We start from the raw sequence: 14,287 nt of genomic DNA on the forward strand, positions 1-14,287 counted from the left end.
GATATCCCTCCTTATTTGGACACATACCGGTCTAAGCGCCGTTCGATCTGCTGCTGAACGAGCGCAAGAACAAAGCAGATGATCCAGTAGATAAATGCGGCTTCTATATAGATAATTAAAATCTGATCAAGATTGGCAGCGCCGATTTCCTGGGCTTTCCGGAATAATTCGGCAACCAAAATTTGTGATGCGAGAGATGTGTCTTTAATCAAACTGATAAATGTATTTGATAATGGCGGAATCGAAACGCGCACAGCCTGAGGCAAAATGACTCGTGAGAGCGCCGTTTTCTGGGTCATCCCGATCGAATAAGCGGCTTCCCACTGCCCTTTTGGAACCGACAGGATGGAAGCGCGGATAATTTCTGACGCATAGGCGCCGACATTAAGAGAAAACGCGATGACAGCGCTTGGAAAAGGATCGATCGTCACTTGAAACGCCGGAAACAAGTAAAAGATGATAAACAGCTGAACGAGCAGCGGCGTTCCGCGGATCGCTGAGACATATATGCTGAAAATCGCTTTTAAAATCCGAGATTTTGACATTCTCGCCAGCGCCGTAATGAGCGCGATGATCATTCCGAATATAAAAGAGAGAATGGCAAGGGGAATCGAGTAGTAGATTCCCCTTAAAAAAATCGGCCAAAACGACTCCCGGACAAGATCCCACGGGATGGCTGTTCCGATGGCCGCCTGCATATTATTTAGAAACATCTTCGCCAAACCATTTCTGCGCGATTTTAGACAGCGTACCATCCTCTTTCATTTCTTTCAGCGCACCATTCACTTTATCAACCAGCTCGCCGCTTCCTTTTCGGAATGTGAAATGTGTTGTTTGCGGATCGCCTGTTTCAAAAGCGATTTTCAAATTTTTGTTGCCTGATGTTTTCAAATAGTTGAGCACCGCGAGCTTGTCATTATAAGTAAGATCAACACGGCCCTGCTGAATCAGCTGGAAAGCCTGGGCCATGCCCTCAACGCCTTCGATTTTCGCGCCGGCTTTTTGCGCCAGATCGTTATAGTTGCTCGTCAATGACTGTGCCGCTGTTTTTCCTTTGACATCGTTCTCAGCTTTCAATTCGCTGCCGCTTTTTGTAACGACGACAGCCTGGGAAGTCGTATATGGATCGGAAAATTCGTATTTGTCTTCACGGCCTTTTTTACCAACCTGGTTGGCGATGACATCAAAACGTTTTGAGTTCAGGCCGGCAAACATACTATCCCACTGCGTTTCTTTAAACTCAGCTTTCAAGCCGAGCCGTTTTGCGACTTCCTGCATGACTTCTACATCATATCCGGTCAGTTTGTCGGTTTTTTTATCATGGAACGTGAAAGGTTCATACGTTCCTTCCGTACCGATTGTTAGTACACCTTTATCTTTCACCTGAGACCAAAGGTTTTTGCCGCCCCCTGTGTTTTGATCCTTAGCATTATCACCTGTGGCTCCGCAAGCCGCTGTTACGGCGATCAATAGTGTCATGAGCGCTGCGAATATTGCTTTTTTCATTTTATTCCCCACTTTTCTGATTGGATTTATTTGATATGATTTTACTTAAGGGCCTTCCAAAAGTAAAGCATAAACTTTTTTTAGTATGAGTCAAGAAATTCGTTTTTAGTGATGAAAAGCGTTTGAAGGTGATCACCGTTCTTGATCCGGCCGGATTCCCCATTTTTTTAAGCGGTATTGCAGGCTCTGCCTGCTGATCCCCAGTGTTTTTGCCGCCTTTGATATGTTGTTGTCGCATTTTTTGATCGTTTTTTGAATAAAATATTTCTCGGCATTCTCAATCTGTTCCTTTAAAGGGGGAGCGGAACCGGAAGGCAGCGTTGCAAAAAATTCATAGCCGTAGTGTTTTTGCAGTCGGTCTTTTGTCTGTGATTTTGTCCGGTATTGAAAGGGAAGGTGTGTAAGATCGATGGTTTCTTCATATGACATCATATTCAGCGCGCCTTCGATCAAATGTTCAAGCTCCCTGACGTTCCCAGGCCAATCATAAGAAAGCAGAAATTCGCTGACTTCATCCTCCATGCCTTTGACCTCCATTTGAAACAGCGCATTGTATTTATCGATAAAATGGAGTGCGAGAGGCAGGATATCTTCTTTTCGATCTTTTAATGGAGGAATGAACAAGGTGACGACGCTCAGCCTGTAATACAAATCTTTGCGAAGCCGCTGGGCGCTGATGGCATCGACGGGATCTTCGTTCATCGTCGCAATGATTCTGACGTCGATCGGCGTGTCTTTGGAAGCGCCGATCCGCCGAATCGTTTTCTCCTGGATGGCACGCAAAAGTTTGGCCTGCAAATTTAAATCCAGTGAATTGATTTCATCAAGCAGCAGTGTACCGCCATTTGCCTGTTCAAAAAGGCCGGGACGGTCGACAGCGCCTGTAAAGGCTCCTTTCGTCGTTCCGAACAGAAGGCCTTCGACAAGGCTTTCGGGGAGAGCGGCGCAGTTTTGTGAGACAAATGGCCCTGTTGATCTTTGGCTTCCATTATGTATACTTTGGGCAAACAGCTCTTTTCCGGTTCCGGTGTCTCCGACGATGAGAATCGATGAAGAGGTGCGGGTCGCCCGTTTTGCGTGTTCGCACACCTCCCTGAACGCCGGGCTGTCCCCGATCAGGCTGTCAAACGTATACTTTGCATTTTCCGTTTTATTCATATTATCTCTGATCAGCCGCTCCAGCTTTGTGACATCTTTTGCGATCTCGATCGCACCTTTAATGTTCCCGTTTTTCAATATGGGAAACGTATGATTGACGGTTGTGATTTCCTGGCCCTTGTTATTAAAGTACGTCTGCTTCACGTTTTTGATCGTTTTGCCGTATTGAAGAGCCTGGAGGAGCGTACTGTCATGCTCTGCAAATGTAAACACATCGAGAAGGTTTTTGCCGAGCACATCCTCCACATCCATTCCTTCAATCTGCTTCATTTTATTGTTGTATACGACCGATGTGCCGTTTTCATCGACGATGTGCAGGCCGATATCAATTTCATTGATGATTCGCTGAAAAATAAGCTGCAGGAGTTCAAGATCCATCAGCATATGAATATCCCCCTTTGTCCCAATCTGCTTTTATTTTAAGCGAAGAATGTTCCGGGGTGCAAAATTTTCATGCATATACGATGTAAAAGTGCAAAAAAATTGGCATATGAGTTGCGCGAATTGCCTGAATTTCCGGTAATTTGTCGCTTGGCATGAAACTTGCAATTAAGAAGAGCGAGACAGAAAAAATGACATCTGGCTGTTGTCCTATAACAAGAAGGAGGAATCATAATGACTGTTTTATCTAAGTCCGAAGAAATTATGCAGCAAACAGCACAATACGGTGCAAACAACTATCATCCTCTGCCGATCGTTATTTCAGAGGCTGAAGGGGCATGGGTAAAAGACCCTGAAGGAAATCGATATATGGATATGCTGAGCGCCTATTCCGCCGTCAACCAAGGGCACAGACATCCGAAGATCATTCAGGCGCTGAAAGACCAGGCCGATAAAATCACCTTGACGTCAAGAGCTTTCCACAATGACCGGCTCGGTCCTTTTTATGAAAAGGTTGCAGCATTGACTGGAAAAAACATGGTGCTCCCAATGAATACCGGGGCCGAAGCGGTTGAATCCGCAATCAAAGCGGCGCGGCGCTGGGCTTACGATGTCAAAGGCGTAGCCGACAATCAAGCGGAAATCATCGCATGTGAAGGAAACTTTCACGGGCGGACAATGCTGGCCGTGTCCCTTTCATCAGAAGAAGAATATAAGCGCGGCTTTGGGCCGATGCTTCCGGGCATCAAGCTGATTCCGTACGGAGATTTGGAAGCGCTGAAAAAGGCGATCACGCCAAACACCGCGGCTTTTTTGCTCGAGCCGATACAAGGGGAAGCCGGAATCGTCATTCCGCCTGAAGGCTTTTTAAAACAGGCCGCTGAGATTTGCAAGGAAAACAATGTCTTGTTCATCGCCGACGAAATACAGTCCGGACTGGGGCGTACGGGCAAGATGTTTGCCTGCGACTGGGAGGAAGTCGATCCTGATATGTACATTTTGGGTAAAGCGCTTGGAGGCGGCGTATTTCCGATTTCATGCATTGCAGCAAACCGTGATGTACTGGGCGTGTTTAATCCAGGCTCTCACGGGTCGACCTTCGGCGGAAATCCGCTGGCATGCGCCGTATCCATCGCCGCCCTTGAGGTTTTGGAAGATGAGCGGCTTGCCGAACGCTCTTTGGAGCTTGGGGCTTATTTTAAAGAAAAGCTTTCGCAAATCGACCATCCTAAGATTAAGGAAGTCCGCGGAAGAGGCCTTTTTATCGGAGTGGAGCTTACCGAAGCAGCGCGTCCGTATTGTGAACAATTGAAAGAAGAAGGGCTGCTGTGCAAAGAGACGCATGAGACGGTCATTCGTTTTGCGCCTCCTTTGGTGATCTCTAGAGAGGATCTCGACTGGGCCATTGAAAAGATTACCCGTGTTTTGTCGAAGTAAGGGGAACGGCTGAACAATAAAGGGGTTGTTCAGCCTGTTTTTTTCGCTGTTTTGCGAAGTTTGTCAAAAATTGAAATATAAGGAAAATGTTCAGAAGATTGAAAAAATAGTTATTTTGTCATATGCAAGGACAGTTTTGATGTCTGACAAAGGGTGCTAAAAAACAGGGAGAAATGAATCAGAAGGGGTGTGGAATGTTTGAATCGTGAACAAGATCAGCAATATACATTGAAAAGGACGATGAAGTCAAGGCATTTATTTATGATCTCGCTCGGCGGGGTGATCGGGACGGGTTTTTTCCTGGGTACAGGATATACCATCAATGAGGCGGGGCCCATCGGAGCGATTCTCTCCTATTTGGCGGGCGGGATGATTATGTATTTTACGATGCTCTGTCTTGGAGAGCTTGCGGTGGCCATGCCGGTGTCAGGATCATTTCAGACATATGCGACAAAGTTTATCGGACCCGCGACTGGTTTTGCCGTCGGATGGATCTACTGGCTCGGCTGGTCGGTGACTGTCGCTTTGGAATTTTTGTCCGCCGGGCAGCTGATGAAAAGGTGGTTTCCCCATGTCGATGTCTGGATATGGTGCCTTGTTTTCGGGGGGCTGCTTTTTATGCTGAATGCGCTGTCTGCAAAAGCTTTTGGAGAATCCGAATTTTGGCTGTCCGGCATTAAAATCATCGTTATTCTTCTGTTCATTATTCTTGGCGGAGGTGCGATGTTCGGCTTGATTGACATGAAAGGAGGGCAGCCTGCACCGTTTTTCTCCAATTTGGTGGGTGACGGCATCTTTCCAAACGGGATCGGCGCCATCTTCATTACGATGATTACCGTCAACTTTGCTTTCCAGGGAACCGAGCTGATCGGGATTGCGGCAGGGGAGAGCGAAAACCCCGAAAAGACGGTGCCGCGTTCCATTAAGCAAACCGTATGGCGGACGCTCGTGTTTTTCGGCTTGTCCGTATTCGTGCTTGCCGGGTTGATTCCGTGGAAAAAAGCAGGAGTCGTCGAAAGTCCGTTTGTCATCGTGTTTGAACAGATTGGGATTCCTTATGCCGCCGATTTGATGAATTTCGTCATTTTGATCGCGTTGCTGTCGGTTGCGAATTCGGGTTTATACGCATCGACGAGGATGCTGTATTCATTGGCGAAAGAAGGGATGGCCGCTTCTGCTTTAAGCAGGGTCAATCATCGGGGCATCCCGATGAACGCGCTTTGGATCACCTTGGGCTTTGCGGGACTGTCTCTTGTTTCAAGCGTTGTCGCCGCAGAAACCTTATATATCTGGCTGCTGTCGCTTGCCGGTTTGAGCGCGCAGGTCGGCTGGATCACGATCACGCTGTCGCAGCTGTTGTTCCGCAGACGGTATGTGCAAGAAGGCGGAAAGGTGGAAGATCTGAAATTCAAAACGCCTTTCTATCCGTTTTTGCCGCTTGCCGGGTTTATTTTAAACAGCACCGTGCTGGTCAGCTTAGCCTTTGATTCAGAGCAGAGGATGGCATTATACTGCGGGATTTTATTTATGGCAGGCTGCTATTTTGTCTATCATTTGTTTTATAGAAAGAAACGCATGGATGCGCAGCAAAAACAGGAAAACGTCATGATCTACCCAAAACAAAATCAACAATGAGGTGAAAGCTGATGAATCAACACATTTCTTTAATTGGTATGCCGATGGATTTGGGACAGTCAAGGCGCGGAGTGGATATGGGGCCAAGCGCCATCCGCTACGCAAATATCGTGGAACGCATCGCTGAGTTGGGATACGACATTCATGACCTCGGGGATGTGCCGATCAACCGCGACCAGCCTAAACATGACGAAGGATTAAAAAATTTAGCCTCTGTTTTGGAAGGGAATCAAAAATTGGCCGATATTGTCGACCATGTCATTGAGCAGGACCGTTTTCCGCTCGTGCTGGGGGGAGACCACAGCATTGCCATCGGGACATTGGCCGGTGTGGCAAAGCATTATCAACAGCTCGGTGTCATTTGGTATGATGCACATGGAGATTTAAATACGCTGGAAACATCGCCTTCAGGCAACATCCACGGCATGCCGCTTGCTGTAAGCCTTGGCCTGGGCCATGAAAAGCTTGTCAATCTTTACGGGTACGCCCCGAAAATCAAACCTGAGCACGTCGTCATCATCGGCGCCCGTTCTCTTGATGAAGGAGAGCGGGAATATATCAAGAAGACCGGAATGAAGGTCTATACGATGCATGAAATCGACCGGTTGGGAATGTCGAAGGTGATCGAGGAGACGATTGAATACCTGTCGGCCAATTGCGACGGCATCCATTTAAGCCTGGATTTGGACGGCCTTGATCCAAGCGACGCTCCCGGAGTGGGTACACCGGTCGTCGGCGGCATCAGCTACAGGGAAAGCCATTTGGCGATGGAAATGCTTTATGATGCGGATATCATTACTTCCGCAGAATTTGTCGAAGTCAATCCGATACTGGATCATAAAAATAAAACCGGTGAAGCGGCCGTCGAGCTGGTCGAGTCATTGCTGGGGAAAAAACTGCTGTAAACAAAAAAGAACGCATCATCGCTCTCAGGCTGTCGAGAAAATCGACAGCCTTTTTATTCATTTCACCATTTTATAACAAAGAAAAACCTTCTAAAAGGACGATGTCTGTGTCCATATTCAATACAAGGAATTCTTCCCGGTGTTGTTTGATCAGTTTGTCGTCTCAAGCCCTCGCTTGAGAACTATATCAGATCGAAAAATCATCAGGAGGTTTTCTCAAGACTTGACTCCGGAAAAATCCTCTGCAAAATAAGAAAAAATAGAGCGAAGCTTTGCATATTCAAAACAGCTGCATTGGCTGCGCTACTAAGACAATATGTGAGCGAACAAGTTCCCCTCACCGCCGCTAAGAGCCCCCCTCAACCGGCCAAGCTTGGCTAGGTGTGCGGGAGGGCTTTTTCTCTTTCTGAACATAAAAAATGGACGAGTGATCAAAAGCTTGTAGGAAAAAACATGTAAGCTGCATTTTATATTGAATGGTTTTCCTCTTTTTCCTCATTTGGTGGTGTACTAGAGTGTATTAATATGCGATCTAATACTTTTCCGGTAAATGGCATAAAGCAATTAAGTATTAGCCCGCCTAAACAAACGGTTAATACAGTTCCAACGCCAATTGGTCCATTTAAAATCATTGCCATTATCAAGAATACGAGGTAAATGCATGTTCTCGAAAAAAATATATTTGTCCTCGTTAATTCTTGTATGATTAATGTTAATTGGTCAACTGGAATCGGTGCAAAATTTGTGTGTAAATATGTTGCAGTTCCTAATCCTATAACAACTAAGCCGATTCCAAAACAAACAACTTTACTGTACAAAGATTCAGGTGTTACAAAAGAGTGCAATAAAAAAAGCCACATATCAATACCAATACCCGTTATAAATGCTGTTAACAACCCCAAAACTTCTGGTTTTTGTCTTTTTAAAAATGAATTACAACATATCAATATGGAAGCTATTATTATTTCCCAACTTCCCACAGTTAGCCCGACATTTATAGACAGTCCTACCAAAAGTGCATCAAAAGGTGAAGTTCCAAAGTCTGATTGGATCGTGAAAGAAATACCAAGAGATAATATTAAAATTCCTAATACATAAAAAACATATTTCATTTTAGTCGACCTCTTGATCATGATTTTTATTGCAAATGCAACAAAGTTGGGTTATATTCAATGTATACCTTTTTTATTGCATTTGCAACAAAAATATGTGCCAAGGAGGAAATTATGAAAGAAATTCTTCGTGAAATTGGAATGATTGCCAGGGCGTTAGATTCTATAAGCAATATCGAATTTAAAGAATATGACCTTACAAAAGGGCAGTATTTGTACCTTGTCCGAATATGTGAAAACCCGGGAATCATTCAGGAAAAGTTAGCTGAGATGATTAAAGTAGACCGAACAACCGCAGCTCGTGCAATCAAAAAACTTGAAATGAAGGGCTTTATTGAAAAGAAAGATGATGAACATAACAAAAAAATAAAAAAACTCTTTCCAACAGAAAAGGGAAAAAAGGTATTTCCTTTTATAAAAAGAGAAAATGAGCATTCGAATAATGTTGCATTAGCGGGATTTTCCGAAAGAGAAGCGGAAACCATTTTCAATCTTCTTCAAAGAGTAAGAAAAAATATCGAAAAAGACTGGGAATTTGTAAAAAAGGGAAACAAGAGAAATTATTGATGTTATAAGGAGTGACATATTTAAATGACTATAAATATAAAAAAGTGTACCCTTAAAGACTTACGCAAACTTCAAGAAATTAGTTGTGAAACATTTAATGAGACATTTAAGCATCAGAATTCACCTGAAAATATGAATGCCTATTTAGAAAAGGCTTTTAACTTACAACAATTAGAAAAAGAATTATCCAATATTTCTTCGCAATTCTTTTTTGTTTATTTTAATAATGAAGCCGCTGGATATTTAAAGGTCAACACCGATCATGCTCAGTCTGAAAAAATGGGTGATGAATCACTTGAAATCGAGAGGATTTATATCAAGAACAAATTTCAAAAACATGGGCTTGGTAAGTATCTGCTAAATAAAGCTGAGGAAATTGCGCTGGAACTGAATAAAAAGAAAATCTGGCTGGGTGTATGGGAAAAAAACGAAAATGCTATTGCTTTTTATAAGAAAATGGGGTTTGTTCAAACCGGAGCCCACTCTTTTTATATGGGTGATGAAGAACAAACAGACTTTATCATGACCAAAACAATCATATAACTTTTTTTAGGGGAGGGGATAATGATGTATATTCCAAAATATTATAAGGTCACAAATGCTGATGAAATTTGGGATTTTATACAAGACAACTCTTTTGGCACGATTGTCACGACAGAACAAGGGAAACCAATTGCCACTCATTTGCCCTTGGGATTACATAAAAAAGGTGATGATTACTATTTCACCGGGCATATGGCTTATGGAAATCCCCAGTGGAGAACATTTGAAACCTGTGAAGATGTGCTTGTTATGTTTCAGGGACCGCACGCTTACATTTCTTCTTCTTGGTATGGGCATGAAGATGTTCCAACATGGAATTATCAAGCCGTCCATGTATATGGTAAAGCAAGCATTTTAGAGAAAGATGAATTAATAGCAGAATTAACAATGATGATGGAAAAATACGAAAAACATCGAGAAAATCCGATTTTATGGGATCAACTTTCTCCTCAACTCTTAGAAAGTCAACTGAAAGGTATTGTTGGATTTAAGATTAAGGTGGGAGAAATTCAGGCTGCATATAAGTTAAGTCAGAACCGAAATGAAACGGATTATATTAACATCATTGATCAATTACGAAATGAAGGAAATCCAAATTCGAAACAAATGGCAGAGCTGATGGAAAAAAGATTAAAAAATCAAATATAAGCCCACTTTTATTCAACCCTCAGATGCAAGAACTAAAGAACGGAACGGAGCTGTCATATTGGCGGCTTCTCTTCAGATTGTACTTAAAGTAACGGATGCCTTAGTTGAAGAGAAATTTTCAAAAAAAGCCTGTATCAATGATTACTCGCTAATCTACGATACAGACCTTAACTAATTGTCCTTAAAACAAAGCCAAAAACTCCTTCACAGGCTTCTGCAAAAAGCTGTTGGCCCGCCAGACGACCGACGGCGTCAAAATAAACGGGTTGTCCTTGATCTCCAACGTCTGAACGTAACGGGCAAAATGCTCGGGAAGCATTGATAAAGGCAGAATCGTGGCTCCAAACCCCGAGGTGACGAGGCTGAGCAGCGTTGTTGAGTCATGGCACTCACAGACGACCTTCGGCTCTGCGCCTGATTTTTGAAAAGCTTCGATAACCTTGTCGTATATTCCTTTTCCGTGTGACGGCCTGAGGAGGATTAACGGCAGTTCTGAAATTTCTTTCATGTCGGCATCTCCGCTGAGGCCGTATGATTGATTCCCCGGAAGGACAAGCTTGCAGGGGATGTCGGGAAGACTTTTCGATTCGATGTTTTTGCTGTAAAAAGGCGTTGTCGTAATGGCGGCGTCAATCTGCCGGTTCTCCAGCAGTTTGTGGAGCCGTGAGGGCTCCCCTTCCCAAATGTTAAACATCAGGTTGGGATGCTTCTCTCTGATCTGCGACACCTTTGACAATAAAAGCGCGGCACAGTAGATCGTTGAGCCGACGGCGAGCGTTCCGGCGACTTCCTCACGCAATTCCTGCACTTCGAGAATCGAATCCCTCAGTTTATGCAAAATGTCTTTCGCCCTTTTATAAAAGACTTCCCCTTCATAGGTCAGCGTCAGATTCTTCTTCTTGTTGCGGTCGAACAATACGACTCCGAGTTCTTCCTCCAACTGCTTCAACTGTCTGGAAAGCGGCGGCTGGGCGATATGAAGCTGCTTTGCCGCCGCTGTAATTTTTCCTTCCTCCGCAATCGTGACAAAGTATTTTAACTGACGGATATCCATTTTCGGCAGCACTCTCCTTATATACCTTAAAGGTATTATATATAGATATAATAGATATTTTCAATATGGTAAATAGAGGCGTATCATTTGAGTTGGAGGCATCACAGAAGAGAAAGGAGGACGCATATGAAGATCATTGTCGGAATCACGGGCGCGACCGGCGCTATCTTTGGCGTGCGGATGCTGGAGTGGCTGAATACAGCCGGCGTTGAGACGCATCTTGTCATCTCTCCGTGGGCTGGCGCAACCATCCGGCATGAAACGGGATACACCATAAAAGATTTAGAAGCGCTCGCGTCTTTTACGTATTCCCATAAAGACCAGGCTGCCCGTATTTCAAGCGGTTCCTTTCAAACAGACGGAATGATTGTGGCACCGTGCAGTATGAAAACATTGGCCGGCATCCGTACAGGTTTGGCGGACAATCTTTTGACCCGTTCGGCGGATGTCATGCTAAAGGAACGGAAAAAACTCGTTCTGCTAACAAGGGAAACCCCGCTCAACCAGATTCATCTCGAAAACATGCTTGAGCTGACCAAAATGGGTGCGATGATTCTCCCGCCCATGCCGGCTTTTTATAACCATCCCCAAAATCTGACCGAAATGGTCGACCATATCGTATTCCGCACGCTGGACCAGTTTGGCATCCATCTATCGGAAGCGAAGCGCTGGGAAGGAATGAAACAGGAAAAATAAGGAGGATGAAAGAATGGCTTATCAAGACTTTAGAGATTTTTTAAACTCATTAAAACAAGAAGGACAGCTTCTTGAAGTTCAGGAAGAGGTGAAACCGGAACCCGATTTGGGAGCCGCCGCGCGCGCCGCAAACAACCTCGGAGACAAGTCGCCCGCTCTTTTATTCAACAACATTTACGGCTACAACAATGCCCAAATCGCGCTGAATGTCATCGGCTCCTGGCCGAACCACGCGTTAATGCTCGGCCTTCCAAAAGACACGCCCGTCAAAGAACAATTCTTTGAATTTGCCCGCCGCTATGATCAGTTTCCTGTCAAAGTGCAAAGAGAGGCGACGGCGCCGTTTCACGAAAACGAAATCACAGAAGACATCAATCTGTTTGACATACTGCCGCTCTTCCGTATCAATCAGGGCGACGGCGGTTTTTATTTAGACAAGGCGTGCGTCATTTCCAGAGACGTCGAGGATCCGGATCACTTCGGCAAGCAAAACGTCGGCATGTACAGATTGCAGGTAAAAGGAAAAGACCGCCTCGGCATTCAGCCCGTCCCTCAGCATGACATTGCGATCCACTTGCGCCAGGCTGAAGAACGCGGCGAAAACCTGCCTGTCTCCATCGCGCTCGGCTGTGAACCGGTCATTACAACGGCGGCGTCCACACCGCTATTATACGATCAATCAGAATACGAAATGGCAGGCGCATTGCAAGGCGAACCTTATAAAATCGTCAAATCAAAACTGTCCGATTTAGACATCCCGTGGGGAGCGGAAGTGGTGCTCGAAGGTGAAATCCTGGCGGGCGAACGCGAGTATGAAGGTCCGTTCGGCGAGTTTACCGGCCACTATTCAGGCGGACGCAGCATGCCGATCATCAAAATCAAGCGCGTCTGCCACCGCAACAACCCGATTTTTGAACATCTTTATTTAGGCATGCCTTGGACTGAGGTTGACTATATGGTCGGCATTAATACATGCGTGCCGCTTTACCAGCAGCTAAAAGAAGCATATCCGAATGAAATTGTCGCAGTAAACGCGATGTATACCCACGGTTTGATCGCCATTGTCTCAACGAAAAGCCGTTACGGCGGATTCGCCAAAGCAGTCGGCATGCGCGCGCTGACAACCCCGCACGGCCTCGGCTACTGCAAAATGGTGATCGTCGTTGACGAAGACGTCGATCCGTTTAACCTCCCGCAGGTCATGTGGGCGCTATCAACGAAAATGCATCCAAAACACGATGCAGTCATCATCCCGGATTTATCTGTTCTGGCGCTTGATCCAGGTTCTGAACCTGCGGGTATTACCCACAAAATGATCTTGGACGCCACAACACCTGTTGCACCGGAAACAAGAGGACACTATTCACAGCCGCTTGATTCCCCAGTCAATACGAAGGAATGGGAAAAGAGATTAATGGATCTATTAAATCGATAAGATAGGAGAGTGTTTCAATATGCATACATGTCCACGCTGTGATTCGAAAAAAGCGGAAACCGTCAGCAAGTCTCCAGTAGAAGGTGCATGGGAAGCCTACCAATGCCAGCATTGCTTTTTCACTTGGAGATCGTCTGAACCGGATACGATCACAAACCCGGAAAAATACAATCCATCATTTAAAATCGATCCGGCCGAAGTTGAAACCGCCGTCCAAGTACCGGCGGTTCCGAAACGAAAAAACTAAAGGCGGTGTCCGACATGCCACTTCAAATATCAAGCGAACTGCTGGAGCTGCTGAACGGCAAAAACCTCGCTTCTAAACGGCACGAAGCGATGATGCTCCAAACCGTCACAGAAGACGGATGGCCCCACACGGCCATGATCAGCGCCGGCGAAATCATTGCCCTGAACGGAACCGATATCCGCCTGGCTCTCTGGAAAGGCACCACAACAACGGCAAATATCGTCCGCACAGGCCGGGCGATGCTTGTCACATGCTGGAAAGGCAAAGCCCATTATGTCAGGCTGTCCCTATCCGAACTGCCCGAATTAAAAGGTGCGAAACACCCGAGAGCACGGTTCTCCGGCACCGTCGAATCGACCCGGGAAGACATTGCGAAATACGCTGACATCATATCAGGGATTCAAATTGAATTAAAGGATGAAGAGGCGGTTATCAAGCGGTGGGAAGAGACGCTTGAAGAATTAAGGAAATGAAGAAAGGACCATGGCGAACCATGGTCCTTTCCATTATTTCTGCAGCATTTTATTCGTCACTTTGTAGGCCAGGATGCAAGCTATTGTGATCAAAACAATTGCGATCAAAAGGATCACGAGCTTTTCGGCAACGGTATACATCGGCATCAGAAAGACAGCGGTGCAGACGGCAAAAAGACTGCCAAAATAAAAAAACAGGATAAGCGGCTTTCTGTATTTCATCCAAATCACTTGGTTGATCCCATTTCTGGCGGGATCAGACGGATGTTTGCGGTCTTCATGTTTCATCAATTTATTTAGCAAGATATAAATGATAAACGCGAATATCGTTGCCGAAATGATATTAAAACAGATCATAAACAGTTTTTCCCCCCAGCCCATGTCAGGGTTAAGGGGAATGGTGATAAGGGAACCGCATACGAAAAACAGGTAGATGCCAAAGATCGCTTTGTTTCTCGGTTTCTGAAAAAAATTGGACATTTTTATCTCT

Annotated in this window: 16 protein-coding genes; 10 read left to right on the forward strand and 6 right to left on the reverse strand. The window is 45.2% G+C overall.

Annotated elements, in window-relative coordinates; genetic code table 11:
• Positions 1-11: 11 nt before the first annotated feature.
• The 3 genes from R5H20_RS02415 to R5H20_RS02425 form a co-directional block, all read right to left on the reverse strand.
• Positions 12-713, reverse strand: a complete 702-nt coding sequence (locus R5H20_RS02415; RefSeq protein ID WP_029418926.1) for an amino acid ABC transporter permease — start codon at positions 711-713, stop codon at positions 12-14.
• Positions 700-1,506, reverse strand: coding sequence for a cystine ABC transporter substrate-binding lipoprotein TcyA (gene tcyA / locus R5H20_RS02420; RefSeq protein ID WP_006638642.1), 807 nt, complete (start codon positions 1,504-1,506; stop codon positions 700-702). Before tcyA ends, R5H20_RS02415 begins: the two co-directional genes overlap by 14 nt.
• Positions 1,507-1,638: 132 nt before the next feature.
• Positions 1,639-3,048: a sigma-54 interaction domain-containing protein gene (locus R5H20_RS02425; RefSeq protein WP_006638643.1), complete on the reverse strand. Its 1,410-nt coding sequence runs from the start codon at positions 3,046-3,048 to the stop codon at positions 1,639-1,641.
• A gap of 231 nt (positions 3,049-3,279) precedes the next feature.
• Between R5H20_RS02425 and R5H20_RS02430 the strand changes: the two genes are divergently transcribed.
• The 3 genes from R5H20_RS02430 to rocF all read left to right on the forward strand — a co-directional run bounded on the left by R5H20_RS02430 (position 3,280) and on the right by rocF (position 7,022).
• Positions 3,280-4,482 (forward strand): ornithine--oxo-acid transaminase, encoded by a 1,203-nt coding sequence (locus tag R5H20_RS02430; protein WP_006638644.1) that lies wholly within the window; start codon positions 3,280-3,282, stop codon positions 4,480-4,482.
• 240 nt (positions 4,483-4,722) lie between these two features.
• Entirely contained in the window at positions 4,723-6,117 is a 1,395-nt protein-coding gene (locus R5H20_RS02435) for an amino acid permease (RefSeq protein ID WP_224254514.1), read from the forward strand.
• Between the two features lie 11 nt (positions 6,118-6,128).
• Complete coding sequence (rocF, locus tag R5H20_RS02440) at positions 6,129-7,022, forward strand: arginase (RefSeq protein WP_006638646.1); 894 nt, start codon at positions 6,129-6,131, stop codon at positions 7,020-7,022.
• Positions 7,023-7,489: 467 nt separating this feature from the next.
• On the opposite strand, the gene R5H20_RS02445 is transcribed toward rocF, so the two are convergent.
• Positions 7,490-8,134 (reverse strand): YczE/YyaS/YitT family protein, encoded by a 645-nt coding sequence (locus R5H20_RS02445; protein ID WP_081605391.1) that lies wholly within the window; start codon positions 8,132-8,134, stop codon positions 7,490-7,492.
• A 114-nt stretch (positions 8,135-8,248) separates the two neighbouring features.
• On the opposite strand from R5H20_RS02445, the gene R5H20_RS02450 reads away from it, so the two are divergent.
• From R5H20_RS02450 to R5H20_RS02460, 3 genes are read left to right on the forward strand one after another with little or no spacing between them, the layout of a single operon-like run.
• Entirely contained in the window at positions 8,249-8,701 is a 453-nt protein-coding gene (locus tag R5H20_RS02450) for a MarR family winged helix-turn-helix transcriptional regulator (protein ID WP_006638648.1), read from the forward strand.
• A gap of 24 nt (positions 8,702-8,725) precedes the next feature.
• A complete protein-coding gene (locus R5H20_RS02455; RefSeq protein WP_006638649.1) occupies positions 8,726-9,244 on the forward strand; it encodes a spermidine/spermine N(1)-acetyltransferase in 519 nt (172 codons plus the stop codon).
• A 24-nt stretch (positions 9,245-9,268) separates the two neighbouring features.
• Positions 9,269-9,892 carry an FMN-binding negative transcriptional regulator gene (locus tag R5H20_RS02460; RefSeq protein ID WP_006638650.1) on the forward strand — a complete coding sequence of 208 codons (624 nt, stop codon included), beginning with the start codon at positions 9,269-9,271 and terminating at the stop codon, positions 9,890-9,892.
• A 181-nt stretch (positions 9,893-10,073) separates the two neighbouring features.
• On the opposite strand, the gene R5H20_RS02465 is transcribed toward R5H20_RS02460, so the two are convergent.
• On the reverse strand, positions 10,074-10,946 hold the full coding sequence (locus tag R5H20_RS02465; protein ID WP_006638651.1) for a LysR family transcriptional regulator: 873 nt from the start codon (positions 10,944-10,946) through the stop codon (positions 10,074-10,076).
• Positions 10,947-11,072: 126 nt separating this feature from the next.
• On the opposite strand from R5H20_RS02465, the gene R5H20_RS02470 reads away from it, so the two are divergent.
• From R5H20_RS02470 to R5H20_RS02485, 4 genes are read left to right on the forward strand one after another with little or no spacing between them, the layout of a single operon-like run.
• On the forward strand, positions 11,073-11,642 hold the full coding sequence (locus tag R5H20_RS02470; RefSeq protein ID WP_006638652.1) for a non-oxidative hydroxyarylic acid decarboxylases subunit B: 570 nt from the start codon (positions 11,073-11,075) through the stop codon (positions 11,640-11,642).
• Positions 11,643-11,655: 13 nt separating this feature from the next.
• Positions 11,656-13,077: a non-oxidative hydroxyarylic acid decarboxylases subunit C gene (locus tag R5H20_RS02475; protein ID WP_006638653.1), complete on the forward strand. Its 1,422-nt coding sequence runs from the start codon at positions 11,656-11,658 to the stop codon at positions 13,075-13,077.
• 19 nt (positions 13,078-13,096) lie between these two features.
• Entirely contained in the window at positions 13,097-13,324 is a 228-nt protein-coding gene (locus R5H20_RS02480) for a non-oxidative hydroxyarylic acid decarboxylases subunit D (RefSeq protein ID WP_006638654.1), read from the forward strand.
• A 14-nt stretch (positions 13,325-13,338) separates the two neighbouring features.
• Positions 13,339-13,797 (forward strand): pyridoxamine 5'-phosphate oxidase family protein, encoded by a 459-nt coding sequence (locus R5H20_RS02485; RefSeq protein ID WP_006638655.1) that lies wholly within the window; start codon positions 13,339-13,341, stop codon positions 13,795-13,797.
• Positions 13,798-13,830: 33 nt separating this feature from the next.
• Here R5H20_RS02485 and R5H20_RS02490 read toward each other — a convergent pair whose 3' ends face one another.
• Positions 13,831-14,277: a hypothetical protein gene (locus R5H20_RS02490; RefSeq protein WP_006638656.1), complete on the reverse strand. Its 447-nt coding sequence runs from the start codon at positions 14,275-14,277 to the stop codon at positions 13,831-13,833.
• Positions 14,278-14,287: the final 10 nt, after the last annotated feature.

The sequence above is a fragment of the Bacillus sp. KICET-3 genome (assembly GCF_033261025.1).
In the GTDB taxonomy this organism is placed as follows: domain Bacteria; phylum Bacillota; class Bacilli; order Bacillales; family Bacillaceae; genus Bacillus; species Bacillus sonorensis.

Coding starts and splice junctions, on each gene's coding strand:
- R5H20_RS02415 (WP_029418926.1), bottom strand. CDS start 713: ATGTTTCTAAATAATATGCAGGCGGCCATCGGAACAGCCATCCCGTGG.
- R5H20_RS02455 (WP_006638649.1), top strand. CDS start 8,726: ATGACTATAAATATAAAAAAGTGTACCCTTAAAGACTTACGCAAACTT.
- tcyA (WP_006638642.1), bottom strand. CDS start 1,506: ATGAAAAAAGCAATATTCGCAGCGCTCATGACACTATTGATCGCCGTA.
- R5H20_RS02485 (WP_006638655.1), top strand. CDS start 13,339: ATGCCACTTCAAATATCAAGCGAACTGCTGGAGCTGCTGAACGGCAAA.
- R5H20_RS02490 (WP_006638656.1), bottom strand. CDS start 14,277: ATGTCCAATTTTTTTCAGAAACCGAGAAACAAAGCGATCTTTGGCATC.
- R5H20_RS02445 (WP_081605391.1), bottom strand. CDS start 8,134: ATGAAATATGTTTTTTATGTATTAGGAATTTTAATATTATCTCTTGGT.
- rocF (WP_006638646.1), top strand. CDS start 6,129: ATGAATCAACACATTTCTTTAATTGGTATGCCGATGGATTTGGGACAG.
- R5H20_RS02435 (WP_224254514.1), top strand. CDS start 4,723: ATGAAGTCAAGGCATTTATTTATGATCTCGCTCGGCGGGGTGATCGGG.
- R5H20_RS02460 (WP_006638650.1), top strand. CDS start 9,269: ATGTATATTCCAAAATATTATAAGGTCACAAATGCTGATGAAATTTGG.
- R5H20_RS02430 (WP_006638644.1), top strand. CDS start 3,280: ATGACTGTTTTATCTAAGTCCGAAGAAATTATGCAGCAAACAGCACAA.
- R5H20_RS02480 (WP_006638654.1), top strand. CDS start 13,097: ATGCATACATGTCCACGCTGTGATTCGAAAAAAGCGGAAACCGTCAGC.
- R5H20_RS02465 (WP_006638651.1), bottom strand. CDS start 10,946: ATGGATATCCGTCAGTTAAAATACTTTGTCACGATTGCGGAGGAAGGA.
- R5H20_RS02425 (WP_006638643.1), bottom strand. CDS start 3,048: ATGCTGATGGATCTTGAACTCCTGCAGCTTATTTTTCAGCGAATCATC.
- R5H20_RS02475 (WP_006638653.1), top strand. CDS start 11,656: ATGGCTTATCAAGACTTTAGAGATTTTTTAAACTCATTAAAACAAGAA.
- R5H20_RS02470 (WP_006638652.1), top strand. CDS start 11,073: ATGAAGATCATTGTCGGAATCACGGGCGCGACCGGCGCTATCTTTGGC.
- R5H20_RS02450 (WP_006638648.1), top strand. CDS start 8,249: ATGAAAGAAATTCTTCGTGAAATTGGAATGATTGCCAGGGCGTTAGAT.